This window comes from Pararhizobium arenae (assembly GCF_001931685.1).
In the GTDB taxonomy this organism is placed as follows: Bacteria; Pseudomonadota; Alphaproteobacteria; order Rhizobiales; family Rhizobiaceae; genus Pararhizobium; species Pararhizobium arenae.
This window is the reverse complement of record NZ_MOOY01000007.1, coordinates 1-18,678: the sequence shown is the minus strand read 5'-3', so window position 1 is coordinate 18,678 and position 18,678 is coordinate 1. Positions and strand designations below refer to the sequence as shown.

General features: G+C 53.1%; 19 protein-coding genes and 2 pseudogenes. 16 read left to right on the top strand and 5 right to left on the bottom strand.

Features of this window, described 5'->3' with window-relative positions:
- Nucleotides 1-165 precede the first annotated feature (165 nt).
- A complete protein-coding gene (locus BLX89_RS16155) occupies nt 166-1,062 on the bottom strand; it encodes a LysR family transcriptional regulator (protein WP_075291994.1) in 897 nt (298 codons plus the stop codon).
- 94 nt (nt 1,063-1,156) lie between these two features.
- Between BLX89_RS16155 and BLX89_RS16150 the strand changes: the two genes are divergently transcribed.
- Nucleotides 1,157-1,906: an SDR family oxidoreductase gene (locus BLX89_RS16150; protein ID WP_075291993.1), complete on the top strand. Its 750-nt coding sequence runs from the start codon at nt 1,157-1,159 to the stop codon at nt 1,904-1,906.
- Between the two features lie 29 nt (nt 1,907-1,935).
- Here BLX89_RS16150 and BLX89_RS24880 read toward each other — a convergent pair whose 3' ends face one another.
- The gene (locus BLX89_RS24880; RefSeq protein ID WP_210187156.1) at nt 1,936-2,205 is read right to left on the bottom strand and encodes a hypothetical protein; all 270 of its coding nucleotides are present in this window, start codon (nt 2,203-2,205) and stop codon (nt 1,936-1,938) included.
- Between the two features lie 650 nt (nt 2,206-2,855).
- Nucleotides 2,856-3,686, bottom strand: a complete 831-nt coding sequence (locus tag BLX89_RS16140; RefSeq protein WP_075291992.1) for an SDR family oxidoreductase — start codon at nt 3,684-3,686, stop codon at nt 2,856-2,858.
- A gap of 92 nt (nt 3,687-3,778) precedes the next feature.
- On the opposite strand from BLX89_RS16140, the gene BLX89_RS16135 reads away from it, so the two are divergent.
- From BLX89_RS16135 to BLX89_RS16110, 6 genes are all read left to right on the top strand, one after another.
- Entirely contained in the window at nt 3,779-4,678 is a 900-nt protein-coding gene (locus BLX89_RS16135; RefSeq protein ID WP_075291991.1) for a LysR family transcriptional regulator, read from the top strand.
- 231 nt (nt 4,679-4,909) lie between these two features.
- Nucleotides 4,910-5,659 (top strand): SDR family oxidoreductase, encoded by a 750-nt coding sequence (locus tag BLX89_RS16130; protein ID WP_342587601.1) that lies wholly within the window; start codon nt 4,910-4,912, stop codon nt 5,657-5,659.
- Nucleotides 5,660-5,725: 66 nt separating this feature from the next.
- Nucleotides 5,726-6,163, top strand: a complete 438-nt coding sequence (locus BLX89_RS16125) for a DoxX family protein (protein ID WP_075291990.1) — start codon at nt 5,726-5,728, stop codon at nt 6,161-6,163.
- A gap of 124 nt (nt 6,164-6,287) precedes the next feature.
- Nucleotides 6,288-8,309, top strand: a complete 2,022-nt coding sequence (locus BLX89_RS16120) for a PAS domain-containing sensor histidine kinase (protein WP_075291989.1) — start codon at nt 6,288-6,290, stop codon at nt 8,307-8,309.
- A 175-nt stretch (nt 8,310-8,484) separates the two neighbouring features.
- Nucleotides 8,485-8,847: a response regulator gene (locus tag BLX89_RS16115; protein ID WP_075291988.1), complete on the top strand. Its 363-nt coding sequence runs from the start codon at nt 8,485-8,487 to the stop codon at nt 8,845-8,847.
- 330 nt (nt 8,848-9,177) lie between these two features.
- Nucleotides 9,178-9,507 carry a hypothetical protein gene (locus BLX89_RS16110; RefSeq protein ID WP_075291987.1) on the top strand — a complete coding sequence of 110 codons (330 nt, stop codon included), beginning with the start codon at nt 9,178-9,180 and terminating at the stop codon, nt 9,505-9,507.
- Nucleotides 9,508-9,629: 122 nt separating this feature from the next.
- Here BLX89_RS16110 and BLX89_RS16105 read toward each other — a convergent pair whose 3' ends face one another.
- Nucleotides 9,630-9,857 carry a DUF6894 family protein gene (locus tag BLX89_RS16105; protein ID WP_075291986.1) on the bottom strand — a complete coding sequence of 76 codons (228 nt, stop codon included), beginning with the start codon at nt 9,855-9,857 and terminating at the stop codon, nt 9,630-9,632.
- Between the two features lie 94 nt (nt 9,858-9,951).
- Between BLX89_RS16105 and BLX89_RS16100 the strand changes: the two genes are divergently transcribed.
- The 6 genes and pseudogenes from BLX89_RS16100 (at nt 9,952) to BLX89_RS16075 (ending at nt 15,814) form a co-directional block, all read left to right on the top strand.
- Nucleotides 9,952-10,671 carry a Crp/Fnr family transcriptional regulator gene (locus tag BLX89_RS16100; protein ID WP_075291985.1) on the top strand — a complete coding sequence of 240 codons (720 nt, stop codon included), beginning with the start codon at nt 9,952-9,954 and terminating at the stop codon, nt 10,669-10,671.
- Nucleotides 10,672-10,833: 162 nt separating this feature from the next.
- The gene (locus tag BLX89_RS16095; protein WP_075291984.1) at nt 10,834-11,064 is read left to right on the top strand and encodes a hypothetical protein; all 231 of its coding nucleotides are present in this window, start codon (nt 10,834-10,836) and stop codon (nt 11,062-11,064) included.
- Between the two features lies 1 nt (nt 11,065).
- Nucleotides 11,066-11,584: pseudogene (locus tag BLX89_RS25055) on the top strand (cupin).
- A gap of 133 nt (nt 11,585-11,717) precedes the next feature.
- Complete coding sequence (gene rpsU, locus BLX89_RS16085) at nt 11,718-11,948, top strand: 30S ribosomal protein S21 (RefSeq protein ID WP_075291983.1); 231 nt, start codon at nt 11,718-11,720, stop codon at nt 11,946-11,948.
- 310 nt (nt 11,949-12,258) lie between these two features.
- A complete protein-coding gene (locus BLX89_RS16080; RefSeq protein WP_075291982.1) occupies nt 12,259-13,767 on the top strand; it encodes an ATPase domain-containing protein in 1,509 nt (502 codons plus the stop codon).
- Nucleotides 13,760-15,814: a hybrid sensor histidine kinase/response regulator gene (locus tag BLX89_RS16075; RefSeq protein ID WP_075291981.1), complete on the top strand. Its 2,055-nt coding sequence runs from the start codon at nt 13,760-13,762 to the stop codon at nt 15,812-15,814. Before BLX89_RS16080 ends, BLX89_RS16075 begins: the two co-directional genes overlap by 8 nt.
- Nucleotides 15,815-15,953: 139 nt before the next feature.
- Here BLX89_RS16075 and BLX89_RS16070 read toward each other — a convergent pair.
- Nucleotides 15,954-16,175, bottom strand: a pseudogene (locus BLX89_RS16070) (transposase); the annotation flags it as partial.
- Between the two features lie 505 nt (nt 16,176-16,680).
- Here BLX89_RS16070 and BLX89_RS16065 point away from each other — a divergent pair.
- From BLX89_RS16065 to BLX89_RS16055, 3 genes are all read left to right on the top strand, one after another.
- Nucleotides 16,681-17,259, top strand: coding sequence for an RrF2 family transcriptional regulator (locus BLX89_RS16065; RefSeq protein ID WP_075291979.1), 579 nt, complete (start codon nt 16,681-16,683; stop codon nt 17,257-17,259).
- Between the two features lie 89 nt (nt 17,260-17,348).
- Nucleotides 17,349-17,798 (top strand): carboxymuconolactone decarboxylase family protein, encoded by a 450-nt coding sequence (locus BLX89_RS16060; protein ID WP_075291978.1) that lies wholly within the window; start codon nt 17,349-17,351, stop codon nt 17,796-17,798.
- A gap of 315 nt (nt 17,799-18,113) precedes the next feature.
- Entirely contained in the window at nt 18,114-18,377 is a 264-nt protein-coding gene (locus BLX89_RS16055; RefSeq protein WP_075291977.1) for a sunset domain-containing protein, read from the top strand.
- Nucleotides 18,378-18,678 lie beyond the last annotated feature (301 nt).

Below are 18,678 nucleotides of genomic sequence, written 5' to 3'. Positions count from 1 at the left end.
ATCACCGCCTTTCGGATGGTCTTATCTTGCTACAACAGACAAGGAAGTCTCCTCGGGCCGATGCTGGGTCGGCTCGAACTGAACAATCATTAAGGCGGGGATGAAAGACGATGATAGATATACACAGGTCTGCAGTAGTTTTGCGGTGAAGTGGAGATCACTGTACTAAAGGTTCGCAATTGCTTTCGTTTGCGCAGCCACGAAATCTGAGAGCCGCCTTACCCGTGCAGGCACCATTTGGCCGTACGCATGAACAACATTGAATGGAAGGGGTGGCAGATTAAGTTGGCCCGAGATGTCAACAAGGTGTCCACGATGCATCTCATCCTGGACGGCACATCGCATGATAAGTGCGGCTCCTAACCCTTGGAGTGCGGCGGCTCGCAAGGCCTGCCCTGTATCGCAGTCTACGCGCCCGTTCGGAATGAAGTGCGCTCCATCGGTAAAAGACACAGGAATCGGCATTCCATGAACGGTATAGCGGGCAAAGGGAATTTTGGACGCATCATCGGCCGTGCGAGGTATTCCGTACTTTTCGACATAGGAGGGCGATGCAACTATCACCATCTTGACGTCGGCGAGTTTCCGAACCTTCAATTCGCCGTTCGACACATCACCAATTCGAAACACAACATCATAATCTTCGCGGATAAGATCGACGTGGCGATCTGTTAAACCCACCTCCAGTTTTATGGCCGGGTATGACGTCGCAAAATCTCGGAAAATCGGCGTCATAAAGAACTGCGCGAGTTCGCTTGGCATGCTGAATCGCAGACGACCACTTAGCTTTGCCTCGTCGTGTGTGATCTCCTCGGAGGTGTCGAATTGTCGAAGAAGCGGTCCGACCTTTTTGAACAACGAGTGCCCTTCTTCGGTCAAAACCAAAGCTCTGGTTGATCTGAGAAATAGCCTTGCGCTAACCAGCCTTTCCAAACGGCCGACGCTCTTCGATACTGCCGAAGGGGATGTTTTCATCATCTTTGCGGCAGCGCTGAACGATCCACACTCCACAGTTCTGACGAACGCGATCAAACCTGGCGTCTCGTCAAGCAAATTTGGCATCTGCATCTCCCAGGCACAAATGATGTGCTCGTGATTGGGCTAATACCCTTTTCGCAGCCGACATACCTCTATGGCACTTACCATGGAGACGAAAATGAAAACACTTGAAGGAAAGGTTGCCCTCATCACGGGAGGCAACAGCGGAATTGGAAAAGCCACAGCAAAGCTTTTCGCCGAGCAGGGTGCACAAGTTATCATAACGGCTCGACGGCAAGACGTACTCGACCGAGCGGTCGCCGATATCGGCTTTGGTGCGTTTGGCATTCGAGGTGATGTTGGTGATCTCGATCATCATAGAGCGCTTGCGGCGCAAATTTCTAAGGAGTTTGGAGCTGTCGACATATACATGGCCAACGCAGGCGTGATCGACCTCAAGCCCTCCGATGCGATTACGGAAGAAATTTACGATCAGCACTTCCGCATCAACACCAAAGGGGTATTTTTCGGCGTGCAAGCCATCTCGCCGATTATGAACAATGGTGGAAGTATCATCATAACCAGCTCGTTGGCTGCCACCAAAGTTCTTCCTAACCACACCGCATATGCGGGCTCCAAGGCGGCTGCTGCGGCCTTCGCGAAGAACTGGGCCATCGAATTCAAGGACCGTCGTATCCGGGTCAACATCCTTAGCCCAGGCCCTACGGATACGGAAATTCTTGGGAAACTGGGGATCACCGAGGATCAACGCGGTCCGTTCCTAGAGCATATGGCTAACACGATTCCCGCAGGACGCTTGGCAACAAGTGATGAACTCGCGAGCGCGGCATTGTTTCTCGCTTCGGATGCTGGTCGCTACGTGAACGGCATTGAACTCAACGTAGACGGCGGAATGTCTCTAATTTAAGGAGTTGTCAGATGACACCGAGCAGGAATTCAGAAATCGTCGATTTTATTAATGTGCTGGCGGCAACAGGCAGCAACTATCGGATCGAGGAAATGGAACCATTGTAAACGGATGACCTGGCGTTTCTCGTTCTCTCTCCCGGGGGTGATATATCCAGGTTCTCTAAGCAACAAATGTTCGACGAGTTCCGGTCCCGACGGGATGCCAACGAACCACCGCTCTCGACTGAGAATCCCATTCTTCACATCGAAGAACAGGGTAATGATGCGACTGCGATCCTTTACCGCCGGATGAGCCAAACGACCCCCGCCGCGTTCAATGAGTTGCGCCTCGAAAAGCTCGGTGGCAATTGGAAAGTTGCAGGTGAAACCGTAGTGCCGTGGCCCGACCTAGCCACGGTCAGCGGCTTTCTTCCTCCCCGTAAACGATAGGTTGACTAGTTGATCATGCGGCGGCTTTGTGCCGCCGCCTGGTCGACATCACTACTTCCGTGAATGTGTTCGTGGCGCGCAGGTAAAGAGTTGGCATCCCACGTCGCCAGCGGTTGAGACGCGCGACGAGGCGCGGGCATTGTTGCTTTCGCACTGTTGACCGCTCCTGACGAAGCGCGTGTAAAGGATGAGGCCCGCGACACGCTTGGATGGGAAGCGCAGGATTACCTCGCCATCTTTTGCGATGGTCTCCTGAATAACATCACACGAAGCGTGGGCTGTGTTAAACCGCTGGATTGCACTCGCCTGGGAGGCAGACATCACTAGCACAAGAGTTGTTACCGTTGTTCTGAGCATTTCAAATCTCTTTCAAAAGTGAGATTTAAAGCATCGTCGCAGTAACTGGGTGACACAACTATACTCAGGTGTACCTGGAACAGCTAAAGCGGAACACATCGACTTGGCGATGGAGGGGCGAGCAGTCGAAAAGTTCACTTCTGACCGCTCGCCCTATCCAGTTAGGCGAGCTTCGGAGTTAGCCGCTCGCGCATAAACGTCATGTATTCGTCTTCAGAGCTACCTCGCCGCTTTTCGATCAAAGGTTTGATGTCCTCGGTCGCAACATAGCGTAGTTGATCTGTACCATCGGTAGCCGCCTCAAAAATTACCTCCGCAACTTCATCGCTTGTTGCAAGGCCACGAGATTTGCGGAGGCCTTCAAAGACAGCGTTGGCACCCTTGATGAAGGGGTCGTACTCAGACGGAGTGGCTGTGGAGGAAAACTCTTCGCCGCTTCGATGCCCGAATTTGGTCTCCAACACTCCGCCTGGTTCCACAATCTTTACGCCAATGCCCAACGAGGCGAGTTCGTACGACAGAGATTCCGAGAAGCCCTCCAACGCAAACTTCGATGCGTTGTAAAGCGAGATCATGGGTAGGCCAAACACGCCTGCTCCGGAACTAACATTGATGTACAGCCCCGAGCGTTTGGCGCGGAAATGCGGTAGCGTCTCGCGGATAACGTCCATTACGCCAAAAACATTGACTTCGAACTGGTCTTGAACTTTCTCCCTGGATGTTCCTTCGAAGACTCCGAACAGGCCATATCCTGCGTTGTTTACAACAACGTCGATCCCACCAAATTTTGCTATTCCTTCTGCCACCGCAGACTGGATAGTTTGTCGATCCTGAACGTCTAGCCGTGTGACCAAAACATTCGGTAGCTGCTCGTTCCCGTCGGTCGGATTACGCATTGTCGCAATAACATTCCAGCCCTTCGCGGCGAACAGACGTACCGCTGCCTCGCCAAAACCCGACGAGCAACCCGTGATCAGAACAGTTTTTGTCATAGTATTCTCCTTTTACGAATTCGTAGATAGGGCTAGGGAATCCATGTTATAAGCCGGACAATATCGAACAGACCATTGAAGGAAACTGGACAATGTCAGGGATGACGCTTGCTGACCTGAGAGCTGTGTCCGTACTTGAAGCAACTGGCAGCTTTCGCGCTGCAGCTGGCGAGTTGGGTATCGCTGTCTCATCGCTCAGCCACCAAGTTGCGAACGTTGAGAAGCGATTGGGGATTCGCCTCTTCAACCGCACAACCAGAAGCGTTTCAGTGACTGAAGCTGGTGAAGCTTTACTGAACAAAGTCCGCCCTGCCCTCAACGAGATCGACACGGCGCTTTTGGCAGTGGATCAGCTGCGAAGCGTCCCCGCTGGTCTATTGCGTTTGAACACATCAGAGGGCGGCGCTGAAAGGGTGCTTCCACTTGTGCTCGATTTCTTAGCTTCTTATCCCGAGATGAAAGTCGATCTCGTAACTGAGGGCCGATTGGTAGATATTGTTGCTCAGGGTTTTGACGCAGGTCTACGCCTCCAAGAGGTGGTGCCAAAGGACATGATTTGTGTTTCACTCGGGCAGACAGAGTCTTTCGTGCTTGTAGCGTCACCGATCTATCTTCAGGGTAAGCCACTTCCGAAATCTCCTGGCGATTTGCTGCAACATGAATGTGTTCGGGCGCGGCTTCCAAGCGGAAGTCTTGTGACCTGGGAAATGGAGCGAAACGGGGAGACGCTGTCGGTAGACGTGAAGGGGCGCTTGATTGCAGGAAGCACTGAGCTAAGCGTTTTGGCCGCTCGCCAACATGCGGGTATCGCATACGCCTCCCTACGAGCTGTAGAACAGGACCTTGCCACCGGCGCGCTCATTCAGCTTTTACACGACTGGACACCGCCCTATCCCGGCATTTGCCTTTACTATCCCAGCAGCAGGCTTCCCTCCGCAGGCCTACGAGCCTTTATCGACCATGCCGCTCGATGGCGTCGAGAGCACCGATAAGCGCATAAGGAAGTAGCGGTAGATGAGCCATAGAGAATTAACTCCGTGCCCATTCCTCAACAAATCGCGACGCAGAACGATGGCTGATGTGCGCAGAAAACCCGTTTGGTCGTATCAATGTTATCTGTGACTTAGCATAAGCCGCACGACGCATAGAAGGCATACATGCGTATGTCTTGGCCTCAAGCCCTGTTCGGAACAGTCTGACAAAAAATTTCAAAAGGGCGTTGGATGATGAAATACGTAGTCGTAGGCGGAACAGGCTTCATCGGATCGCAAGTTGTGACAGCTCTAAAGGAAAGAGGGCACACAGCGGTAGCCGCAGCTCCGGAGACCGGCGTGAACAGCATCACGGGAGCAGGTTTGTCGGAAGCGATGGACGGAACCCATGCCGTCCTCGACGTGACGAACTCCCCCACCTTCGATCCCCAGGGTATCCTTGACTTCTTCGGAACCTCAACGAAGAATTTGCTTGATGCGGAAAATTCCGCACATGTGCGCCATCATGTCGTTCTGTCGATTGTTGGGACAGAGAAGCTAGGCAACAATCCCTATTTCCGGGGCAAGAATCTCCAGGAGCAGTTGGTCAAATCGTCAGGCATACCGTTCACGATTGTCCGTTCCACGCAGTTTATGGAGTACCTAGGGACAATCGCCGACCTGGGTGGCAAGCTAAGCGAAACCCGGATTCCTACAGCTGACGTCCAGATGATCGCGGCGAATGATCTTGTAGCACTTCTTTGCGATACGCTGTTGGGGAACCCGGTTGGCGGTATTCTCCAGGTCGCTGGCCCCGAACGGCGACGGATGAGCGACGTCGTTGCAACCTTTCTCGAAGCGAAGGCTGATAGCCGGTCAGTCACCGCTGATCCCGAAGCGCTCTACTTCGGTTCCAAGCTCGATCCTGACACGCTGGTTCCGCAGGGCAAGGTGCACCTTGGAAAAACGAAGTTCAGTGAGTGGCTTCTGTCCGCGCTCTGAATAGCAGCAGCATTACCCGGTTCGACGGTCAACGATCCCTTCACTGCCCCACTCAAGGATGTTTCAATGAACACCTACGATACAGCCGCGTCCAGAAATATTGTGACCGCGACGGAGCGTTACACATCAATTGCGGCGATAACCGGACGTCTACTCCTCAGCCCAATTTTCGTCCTATCAGGCATAGGGAAAATCACAGGCTTCGAAGGCTACTTGGCCTATATTTCGGCATCTGGGCTTCCCTTCCCATTGATCGCTCTGCTCGGCGCAATTGCGCTGGAGATTTGCGGCGGCTTGGCATTGGTCGTCGGGTACCGTGCCCGGATAGCGTCATTTCTTCTCGCAGTATTTAGCCTGCTGACAGCTGTCGTCTTCCATAGCGATTTCGCCGACCAGAACCAGTTTCTTCATTTCTGGAAAAACTTGGCGATAGCCGGTGGCTTATTGCAGATTGCGGCGTTTGGCCCGGGCGGCTTCAGTGTCGACGTTCTGCGAAGCAGGTAGCTGCAATTTCGGAATTAGTTGCTGCGACATCGGCAAACGTACGCCTGACCAAGCCACTAATATCGTGACTAAAACTGAAGCGCAGGCTAACCTCAGCGATCACTGTCGCTTGTAGGAAGTTTGAATGCCGACGTCTATGCTTGTGATTGTGGTCCATGCCCTGATATTCGGCTTCATCGGCGGTTACGTGTGGCACATGTGGTCCACTCGCCGCGAACGCACCGTCGACAAGTATGCGCGCGCTATTGTCGAAGGCATGCCTGGGCATGGTTGGTCAAATGACCCTAGTGGACGGTTCACCTACGTGAGCCCCCCGGCTCTTCGTTACTACGGACTTGAAGACACGTTCATCAAGATGAGCGGCTATCCGGTCGGCAACTTCCACGAAGCCTACGCTGAAATGTTAGCGCACATCATCCATCCCGATGACCTGCAAGGTACACTAGACCATTGGGCGGCAACGCTTCAATCAGGTAGGCCCGCCACATACGAGTACCGGCTGAAACGGCATGATGGGGTTTACCTTTGGCATCGACTTGCCGTGCACCCCTCGCGTGACCAGGACGGTAATATCACGGCCTGGTATGGCACTCAGATCGATATCGAGGATCAGAAAGTAGCCGAGCTTGCGCTAAGGAAGCGTGAGAAAGAGCTGCAGATACTCATTGATGCATTGCCAGCAAACATTTGGTGCTGCGATCTAGACGGATATGTGACTCATTTCAGTAAGCAGCTCCAAGAGTTTTTCGGGTGTCAGTTAGATGACATACCCTTTGAACAACGCCGCGTCACACGAAGCAATCCGGGACTCATTCACTCGGAGGACGCTGCGCTTGCCGAGGACCTGTTGAGACATAGTCTCGCAACTGGGGAGCCCCTTTCTGGTCGTTACCGAATGCGACGACATGACGGTGTTTACCGCTGGACCCAGCAACGGGGAGAACTATTACGTGACGATGAGGGCAACCCCGTTCAATGGTACGGCGTCGCAATCGATATCGACGAACTAAAGCGGGAGGAGGATGCGCTTCGCTACCGGGAACAAGAGCTTAGGTTGCTTGTCGATGCTATCCCGATGATGATTTGGACAGTCGGGCGTGAAAAAGGCATTACCTATTTCAACAAGCAATTGCTGGAGTTTACCGGTATCACACCGGATACTGGAGAGGACATTCGCGGCTTAGATGCCACACGAGCCATGGCAGAACTCGTGCATCCAGACGACATGCCTACCCTCGCCAGCCTTTACGAGAGAAACCCCGGTGATCGAGGCGTCGTTATATCCAGGTTTCGCCTGAGACGTAACGACGGTGTCTATCGCTGGGTGGAAGGACGTTATGCTGGGTTAACGGATGATACCGGCGTGACACTACGACAGTATGGCTTTTTAATTGATGTCGAAGAAGAGGTCCAATCCCAAGCGTCGTTACAAAATATGCAGGAGAAACTGGGCGACGCAGCCCGATCCGCGAGCTTGGCCGAACTCGCAGCTTCAATCGCTCATGAGATCAATCAGCCACTGACGGCAATCCTATCTAATGCCGAGGCTTGTAGGCGGTGGCTGAATCTCGAACCGCCAAATGTCGCCAGAGCGCTATCGTCTACGGAAGCCATGATCAATAACTCAAAGGATGCCGCTGAAATCGTCAGCAGTATTCGTTCCCTGTTCCGAAGAACTCCACGCGAGCGAACGATGGAAAACCTCAATGTGGTTATTGAGGAAGTTACACGTATGGTTTCAGGTAGTGTATCGAGCGGGCGGCTCCGCATTCACACCGCTCTAGACGCGGACCTCCCTATGGTCTCAATTGACAGAGTTCAAATCCAGCAGGTCGTGGTCAATTTGGTAAGAAACGCGCTGGAAGCAGTGAACGCACACAACTCAGCAAGTCCGCCTGTTATCGTTCGCAGCCGACGACAACCAGGAGAGGTTGTGATCGAGATCATTGATGAAGGGGTTGGTTTGCCTTCGGACGACAGATTGGGACAGGCATTCTTTACGACCAAGTCTGGTGGCATGGGAATGGGACTGGTGATCTGCGAGACTGTGGTGCAGGCCCATGGCGGTAGTATTTGGCACAAACCGAACTTCCCAAGAGGGACAGTTTTTGGCTTTTCGTTGCCCCTCACCGATGCCAAACCTTAACATGTCGGCAGGCTAAAATGTGCAAGAATTTGCATGCGGTGATGTTCAAGCGGCGAGTCAGACGAAACTCTGTGTCTGGTGTCTTTGTACGGTGAAGATTTACTATATAGCGTATCGGTCGGGAGGTTGAGCTTGTTGGCCTGTAAACCGATGTCTTACAACGGAGACCGAAAGCATGTGTTCTTCGAGCCCAGTCATCGCAATTGTGGACGATGACAAGAGGGTCTTGCAGGCCTTACTGGAGCTTTTGGAATCGGCAGGATATGAAGCGCTTCCCTTCGATAGTCCGAATGCGTTGCTCGACAGTGGAGTGCTTTATCGAATTACGATTGTCGTAACCGACATCGGCATGCCTGAGATTAACGGATTCGAGTTGAAGCGGATTTTGCATCTGTCCAATCCAGAAATTTCCGTGATTCTGATCACGGGGCGATATGAGCTAATCGAAGGGCTATCGGCAGATGATGACAGCTTAATCCTTCGAAAGCCATTCGATAGCTCCGCGCTTCTCTCCGCTATTTCACGTTCATGTCGCTAACTAACGCGTCGGCGAGAGAGAATTCCCACAGGGCCTCCGTTCATGACACGAATCTCGCGAGGAAGCGTTCGCCACATTGAAATGCCTGCTATCCGCCATCCCCTAAACGAAAATGGTCGGTCGAGTGTAGATTGAGTGACTGGGAGGTTTATGGTTGGATAAGATCGCGGCGGATGGGTGGGGCGCTCGACTGCCTATTCGTTGGCCACGGTGAGAAAGCCGAAAAACCACCGTGTTCACCATCTCCATCGCGTCGGCTTGACACGCCGCGACCTCGATTTTGAAACCAAAAGCCTGGTCAATTGTTCCCATGCGATGGGAGTTCGATGAATGACCGGTAGAAAGAAATATCCCGAGACGCCAGATGGGCGATACTTTGTGGTTCGTGGCCGATTGTGGCGTACAACCAACCCGTCGCTCGACGAAGAATCCCGGCACTTCTTGATTAAAGATTTGATGGCGGCGAGACGTGCCGTCCGGGAAAACAAAAATGACGTCCGCCTTCTCCGACAAGCCCGCCAAGCCGTAGATCAGGCTAAAGTCGCGCTCGGTGAAGGGGGTGCGCCTTGGTGGACGGACGGTGCTCCAGACTATAACCGGCGCATGGCCAAAAGCAGCCCTTATGCGGAGTGGTTCTTATCTCTGTCACCCACCAAATAACGACAGAAAGATGCTTCAGGCCAAGTGTGATTGCCGTCTCGACCCATCGCGGTGACCTTTACGCCGAGAAAATTGTTTCGGTCGGTGGGTAAATTCGAAGGGTTTTAATGCCCTTCTCGTACCTAATCGATGCGAAAGGAAAGTGTTGCTGTGAATATCACAGCAGCTTGGTGATCTCGAACGGTGACTTTAGCACTGAATGGATCGAAACCGTTCAGTTCATCACCCGCGACGTCCATCAAAATTGTCGCAGCTTCCTTATGGGCAGCCAGCTTGTCGGGCAACTCGCGCCCATCGTTGTCTTTTAAAAAGCCACCGCCGTTATGAAGATCGAAATAATATTTTGCCATTTGCGTATACCCATTTCGCAAGGCAATGTGCAGGACTCCCCTTTGTTCCGCTGGAGCAAATATGTGATAGGAGTTCCCGGGGTCGAAGAAGCTAATGATTGAATTGCTTGTCCGAAATCTTGAGGCACGAGATACCTTGAGCAGTAGCGAGATTGGCATTCTCCAACGCATCATCAAAAATGATCGTCTTGTTCCCAAAGGCGGCGATATCGTGGTGGAAGGCTCACGTCCTGCTGAAAGTACGCTCCTCCTCGACGGGTTCGCAGCCCGGTACCGCGTACTGGAAGATGGCAAGCGGCAAATTACCGCCTTGCATGTACCGGGAGATTTCGTCGACCTTCATGCATTTCTGCTGAAGACGATGGACCATGGCGTCTTGGCGCTTTCGGAGTGCAAAATTGCTACGGCTGCGCACAGAGACCTAGGTGGTGTCACCGCCACAAATGCTCATCTTACGAGACTCCTGTGGCTTTCTACCGTTATTGACGGTGCAATCCATCGGGAATGGATCGTTGCCATGGGACGTCGCAGCAAGAGGTCTCACCTAGCACATCTCATTTGCGAGCTTTTCTCGCGTCTATCTATTGTCGGAATGGTCGAGGAAAACACCATTCGCTTGCCACTCTCCCAAGCCGAAGTCGCCGACGTTCTAGGACTCTCTCTGGTCCATTTGAACAAGACATTGCAAACTTTGAGAGCGGATGGCCTCATTCGCTGGGTTGATCACCAGATTACGGTCTTGGACTGGGGAGAGCTTTCTCAGATAGCAGAATTTGATCCGGCGTACCTCTGCCTCAATCGCGAGGCACGATGACCCTTCTTGTGACAGAAAATGAGATGCGAAACGCAGAACTCTGCGACGGCCAGGTGCCTCGATTTATGGCTCTCTTCGAATACTATTTGAAATCCGATCTCCGGAACAGTTCAATAGCTTATCCGTTGCTCCCAAGACTGTAACCTTTGCTAGGAGTGGATAATGGAAAACGCATCAAAAGACCTTGCTGATGAATATCGGCGGCTTGGCGGGCGTCGTGTCGCAGTCATCGACGACAACCTGGGTTCATCGCGAGATTGGGAAGGGGATACTCCCGAGGCCAGCAAATTCTGGAAGGAGCGCATTTCATCTTTGCCGGACCGTGAGAGACGGGATGTCGAAACTTTTCTGCCGTCACTCAACGACGAGAGCGACGAACCTGATGGGCGCTGACGTGAACGTCGAGAAAATCATCTTCCCCGTCAGCGAATGGGTTCCTAACAACCAACGACTTCCAGTTCTGGTCTACAAAAACGCGCTGTCCGGCGCATCGACGTCCGACGATTTCGAGGAGTTGTTCGCCAACAATGGTTGGAGTGGCATTTGGAGAAATGGAGTTTTTGACTACCAGCATTATCATTCCGGGGCACACTAGGTCCTGGGAATTGGCCGGGGTAGCGCGACTTTGTTGATTGGCGGCCCAGAAGGGCATCCAATCCGAGTGGAAATAGGTGATTGTTTGGTCCTACCGGCCGGAACGGGCCATATGAACTTGGGGTGCTCTGCTGACTTTGAAGTTGTCGGCGCATATCCAGTTCGCCAGGATGCCGATGTACAGACGTCGGCTCCGTCGAAAGAAATGCTCACCAGAATATCCGAATTGCCCATCCCTGAAAGTGACCCAGACCAAGGGGTGGCAGGACCGCTACAGATGGCTTGGCACATCCGTTTCTTGGCCGAGCCACAAAGGTGACAATGCGTACCGGTCGGGCGGGTAACCACCCTTAGGGCTCGGGAAGGAGTCGTGACTACGTGAGTAATGATCTGCCTTGGCTTTCGTGAAAACGACGGTATGTTGACGCGCGAAAACAACGCCAGAGGGGCAAATGCAGGTACTCGTTCGGGATAATAATGTTGATCAAGCGCTTCGCATACTAAAGAAGAAGATGCAGCGCGAAGGGATTTTCCGCGAAATGCGGTTGCGTGAAGCGTTTGAAAAGCCATCAGTGAAGCGTGCTCGTGAAAAGGCGGAAGCCGTGAGCCGTCAACGGAAAAATGCGCGCAAAAGGCTACAGCGTGAGGGCCTGCTTCCCTCGAAGGCGAGGACGAGCAGATGACGTGTCTGTACTGAGCTGCTTGCGTCTTAAAGAGCCTAGATAGTCTTGAGCTGCGCGAAGCTGAAATGGCCTTACTTGGCGCGAGAGCGGCGGGCGTCTTCTAGGGAGGAATTCGTCATGCCAGCTAGGCAATTTTCCAAGCATTTGCCGAACAACTGATCGTCATGTCCTTCACTCCCATTTCGAAAAGTACCTATGCGGCAGTATGACGTAAGGTAAACGTTTCGAGCGCACTGATGTATGCATTCAGCAGCGCCCTCGTCTTGAGAAGGTAAAGGGGCGCTCTACATCGGCTGAAGCAGGAGAAAAAATGGACGACGTTCTGACAAAGAAAGCCGAGACAGGCATCGCAGGCCTAGATGACGTACTGGCTGGTGGGTTCACCCGGCGTCACGTTTTTCTGCTGGAGGGATCGCCCGGTACCGGCAAGACGACGATTGCATTGCAGTTCCTCTGCGAAGGCGCGAGGCTAAACGAGCGGTGTCTTTACATTAGTCTTTCCGAAACGGAAGAGGAGCTTCGTGAAGTTGCAGCTTCACATGACCTTAGAATAAGCGACAATATCGAAATATTTGAGCTTGTACCGCCGGAAAGTCTTCTCGATGCTGATCAGCAGCAGAGCTTACTATATTCTTCCGACCTCGAATTAGGTGAAACAACAAAGTTGATCTTTGAGGCATTCGAACGAGTAAAGCCGAATCGCGTGGTGATCGACAGCCTTTCGGAAATTCGTTTGCTTGCTCAAAGCTCCCTACGATACCGCCGACAGATATTAGCTCTGAAGCATTATTTTTCTAGGTCGAACGCTACGGTTCTGCTGCTTGACGACATGACGGCTGACAACCTTGATAAAACCGTCCACAGCGTGGTGCACGGCGTGGTTTATCTAGAACAGCTTGCCCCAGATTATGGCTCCGAACGGAGGCGGTTGCGCGTAATCAAATACCGTGGTCAATCTTTTCGCGGCGGATTTCATGATTTTGTCATTCAAACAGGTGGTGCAGCCGTTTTCCCTCGTCTACGGGCTATCGAGCATAAAACACGTTTTGAGCGGACGACTTTACCAAGCGGAATTCAGGAGTTCGACGAACTTCTCGGTGGCGGGATCGAGCGTGGATCGAGCACGCTTTTAATCGGTCCGGCCGGTACCGGGAAAAGCCTCTTTGCTTTGCAGTTCGTCGACGCGGCGGTCAAGCGCGGAGAGAAAGCAGCCATCTTTATTTTCGATGAAGAGCTAGGACTGCTGTTTTCGCGAACGAAAGCAATGGGCCTCGATCTTGAGAGATTGCGCGATCAAGGATTGATACATATCGAGCAGCTTGACGCGGCTGAATTGTCGCCGGGCGAATTCGCTCAGCGCGTGAGAGACAGGGTCACTAGCTTCGATGCCAAGGCCGTCGTAGTTGACAGCATCAATGGCTACCAAGCGTCTATGCCGGAAGAGAACGCACTCATCCTGCACATGCATGAGTTGCTGCAATATCTAAACCGGCAGGGCGTTAACACTTATCTCACTGTCGCCCAGCATGGTCTTGTAGGCGATATGAAGTCGCCAGTTGATGTCACCTACCTGGCGGACACAGTTGTCTTGCTGCGATATTTCGAAGCATTAGGACAAGTTCGCCGTGCCGTGTCGGTCATCAAGAAGCGAACCGGCAGACATGAGTATACTATTCGAGAATATCGTATTTCGCACAGGGGGCTCACCTTAGGCGACGCGCTGACAGCCTTTCAAGGTGTTTTGCGTGGCGTACCTTCGTTCGTTGGCGACCAGACGTCGGTCCTCAAGCTCATAGACAAGGACAGCAGCGATTCCTAACAAAGATGCTTTTGGGCTGGTCTTTACTCCAAACGGGCGCGACGCTCAGATCGCTTTGGCTCTTCTCGAAGAAGCAGGCACAAAGGGGAAGGTCGTCGAGGATATACATTCTTTCGTTTTCGACCTGGGTGATGATGTAGCGTTTGCAGTTGTCACTGAGGAAGCGCTACGCTCCATTGATTTGCGGTCAATAGCTTTCTGGATTGAGAACCAGCCTAGTTGGTCGGACTTGCCGTTCATCGTTCTCACATCACGTGGGGGTGGACCGGAACGAAATCCTTCTGCAGCTCGGCTATCCGAGGTGCTGGGGAACGTAAGCTTCATTGAACGCCCCTTCCACGCTACAACTTTCATTAGTGTCGCCCGGTCCGCGTTGAGAGGTAGACGGAGGCAGTACGACGCCAGACTGAGAATGGAGGCGCTTGATGAAGGCGAGCGGCGTCTTCAAACGGCGCTTGAAGCGGGAAGGCTTGGCACGTGGGAACTCGACCTGGGAACACAAGTGCTCACGACGTCGGCGACGTGTAAGGCCATTTTCGGACGTGGACCGGACCAGCTGTTCAGCTACGCGGATTTGCTATCCGCAATTCATCCCGATGATCGAGAGCGCATGCAGGCGGCGGTCCGCACGACAGTTGAAACTGGCGATGATTATTCGATTGAGTACAGAACCGTCTGGCAAGACGGCTCCAGTCACTGGGCAGAAATTCGCGCTCAGTTATATAGAGATCGGTCTGGGACAGCGGTTAAATTGGTGGGCGTGTCAGCTGACATAACTGCCCGAATTCAAACCCAAGAAGATCAGCGTCGGCTGAATGAAATATTGGAGCAGCGAGTTACGGAGCGAACTCGGCAGCTCCAGGAGGCGCATGCGGATGTGATGGCAGAAGTCAGTCAGCGAGAAAGAGCTGAGGAGCAACTGCGTCAATCTCAGAAGATGGAAGCAATAGGCCAATTAACAGGGGGTGTGGCACACGACTTCAATAACTTGCTAATGGCGGTGATGGGAAATCTCGAAATGCTGGAGCGGCACGTCGGCGACGACAGCCGGGCGAAGCGCCTAATCGATGGAGCGTTGCAGGGGGCTAGGCGCGGTGCGTCCCTCACACAACGGTTGCTTGCCTTCTCACGTCGCCAAGACCTCAAGATCGGACCCGTTGCTCTTTGTGACCTGGTTAGAGGCATGGAAGATATGCTTCGACGTTCAGTTGGGTCCTCGATACAAATTGTAACCGACCTGCCCGAAAACCTTCCATCGGTGTCTGCTGACGCCAATCAGCTCGAACTCGCCCTTTTGAATCTTGCGGTTAATTCGCGAGACGCAATGCCGGGCGGCGGCACCATTCGCATTGCCTTGAGGCAAGAAAACGTTTCATCCTCGACCAGCCAGCTTTCCGCAGGAAAATACGTTGTCATGTCCGTTGCAGACCAGGGCCATGGCATGGACGAGGAGACGCTTCAAAAAGCAGTGGAGCCATTTTTCTCGACGAAAGAGCTGGGAAAGGGAACAGGTCTCGGGCTTTCGATGATCCATGGTTTGGCCATACAGCTAAATGGTCACCTCGGCCTTACGAGTACCGTGGGGACCGGAACGACGGCAGAGCTTTGGATACCGGTCTCAGAGGTGACGGCGGGTAGGGACACACCGGAGCGCAACTCTGAAATTCTCCCCCATGCGGCCACTGGGCCAAAGCGAATACTGTTCGTAGATGATGATATTCTAATCGCCATGAGTTCCGTCGATATGCTGATGGACCTCGGGCATGAGGTTATGGAAGCGCACTCCGGCGAGGAGGCCCTCAAATATCTACGTGACGACTCAAATTTCGACCTCATGATTACTGACTATTCGATGCCTGGCATGAATGGCGGTGACCTTGTCAAAGCGGCAAGGACAATATCACCCAGCCTTCCAGTTCTTGTCGCATCGGGATACGCAGAACTCCCGCCTGGTTCAGACCTTGAAGTGCCTAGACTTGGAAAGCCTTACACGCAAAGCCAACTGGCCATTGAAATCGCTAAAGCCCTCACTGACGCAATTGATTGACAGACGCCACATCCGGGAAGCGTCGCGGGTAGTCAGTAAAAGCCCGCTTTGCTGGGCCATTATGTACATCTTTCGAAATCAAGCTGCTCAGCTCACTTATCTCGACTAACGCTTCTTAGAGCCTGACTCAAAAAAGGTTTCAACAATATCCGTACCTTGCCAAGCGTCGTGTCAGGACCCGGATGTGGGCGATAGTGGTCCAGGCCTCGGCTGATGCGATGGACTTTTCCCAATCCTTTGCCAATCGTCGGCACCTGCCGAGCCATGCAAAGGTGCGCTCCACGACCCAGCGACGCGGCAGAACCTCGAAGCCTTTCGCCTTGTCGGTCCGCTTGACGATCTGGAGAGTGAACGCAGCGATCTTCCTGCTTTTGGCCATTGTCGTCGATGCAGATGAATTCGAGCACAATTCCCATGAATGGTCGAAGGTCACGTTATTGGGGCGAGGCGACCAAGGAGGCGCGATCTCTACGGGAGGTTGGGGACGTGTATATTCTATGGGGATGGTCGCGGTACGCAACTGGTTTACAGACTGCGTGTGAGTGTCGGACCGGGCTGGCGGTGGCGCTCTTGGGATAGGTCTTCTGATTCTGTCGCCTCAGGCGCGACTGCGAGCGTCTGCAGCCTCAACCCCAACGTACCTCTTCTGCGATCCCTCACGCGCGTTTCGCGTGGCTACCTTTGACCCAGCACGATTTGTTCGTAGCCGAAACAGTGGCCGAGCTTTGCAATAATCGCCAGCCCGATTGAATTCTGGTTGACTCCATAACGCGGACTCATATAGGTAGCGTTATATACGGACGCGGATATAAATGGGTTGCGTTATGGAAAGAGGTCCATCGAACGGGATTGAACACGATCATGCCGTGAGAGACGACGAAGGCCAAAGCCATCGTAAGGGGGGCAGTTTCTTCGGTGTTTCAGTCGAATACGGTCTCCATACCCTCCTCTGGTTAGTGTCGGAGAGCCCAAAACGTGCCAGTAGCCGGGACCTGGCCGAGATGCAGGGCGTACCTGCTGCCATGATGGCAAAGATCATGCCGAAACTGGAAAAGGCGGGGATCGTCAACTCTGCCGATGGAATTAGTGGTGGCTATGAGTTGGCCAAATCTCCTGCGGACGTGTCGGTACTGGACGTTGTTGACGCTATCGATGGTGATCGAAAGCTGTTCGACTGTAAGGAAGTGCGTCGCGGTTGCGTGTTGTTTGGTGGCAGCCCGCCGTCTTGGGCTGTAGACGGCGTCTGCCGTATTCACGCTGTGATGCTGCGGGCCGAAAAGCGAATGCGCGCGGAGCTGGAGAAGACCAGCTTGGCCGACTTGATCCAAGGGGGGCGTCCCGAAGCCTTCGAGAACTCAGTTTCCGACTGGTTTCGCAACCGTACTGAGGCACGTGAGATTGCTCGCATGACGGCGGTCAAGGGAGGACGCCGCCCTCCCCGGTAACTGCCTTGCATATCCGACGATACCTAACGGCGACATGACGTATCGACGGCAGAGAACTGCAACGATCAGAAAACGAAAGGAACCATCCGATGACCCGCATGAACTGGTATGAAGTTGCCCCGGACGGCGCAAAGGCTCTGCTCGGAGTCCATAGTTACGTCATGAAGAACACCAATTTGCCTGAAGAGCTGATCCACCTCGTGTTTCTCAGGGTTTCCCAGATTAACGGTTGCGCCCATTGTATTGACATGCACAGCCGTGATCTTCGAAAGACCATGTCAGTCGATAAAGTCGCGCTAGTACCGGTCTGGGAGGAAGTGCCCCACATTTTCAGCGACCAACAACAAGCGGCTCTGGCTTGGGCGGAAGAAGTCACACGGGTAAGCGAAACGCATGCATCCGATGAAGCGTATGCGGCTGCCTCGTCTGCGTTCGAACCTAAGGACCTGGTTGATCTCACGATTGCCATCGCCGCCATGAACGCTTTCAATCGTTTGGGCGCACCTTTCCGTCTCCCTGTATCAGCCAAGGCTGCCTAAATTAAGCAGTCACAGCGGGCGGTCACTCCGCTCCGCCGTCCTTTGTGTTCCAGCGATTAAACAACGCGCGACTTCCATATCCGCGCAAGCCGAGTTCAAAGGCTGATTGTTGTAACCTGCACGTCAGTTAAGCATCCCGCCGTAGTGGACCGAGCTGCTACAAGTTCCAAACGTGTTATATCCAGCAGGAAAACCTAGAAAAACCGGTGGCGACAAGCACTTCAACAGTTCCCGGAGCGTAAGTTGTGGTTAGACGTGCAAAATCCTAGTAATCGTAGCAAGGTGAAAGCAACCCTTCCATGATAAGCCCACATAATGAGCAACTTCACCCTTCTCGTAATTGGGCTCTCCGCTGTCTCTTTTGTTGGGGCGGGCGGCTACGCTCTTTTTCCAAAGGAGACTTTTGACAGCTCCTGCGACATCAAAGGCAACATTTCCATCGGCAGCGGAGAACGCATTTTTTACGTTCCTGGACAGGAAAATTACCTCGATACAGTTATCCGCGTCGAGTACGGCGAGCGCTGGTTTTGTTCAGAGGCCGACGCACGCGCGGCTGGTTGGCGCAAAGCAGGGCGGTAACGGCTCGCCCTTCCCCAACGCCTTAAACACACCGATACAATGATCGTCACGCCTATGAAAATGAGATAGGTGAACGACTTATTGAGCTTGGTTTTAAAATTACACAGAGGAAAAAATCCGGACTTCGGTGCGGATATAATTGCGAAAAAAACGGACAACGTTTCGCCATCCAAGTGAAATCTGGCGAAACGAAAACGGGTGTTTCAGCTGACCTGAGACCCAATCTTCCTCCAGTTTTGGGGAGAGTCTTGGGCTTTTAATCTGGCCTCATGCGGCCTGTTTTTCCATAGCCATTTTCATT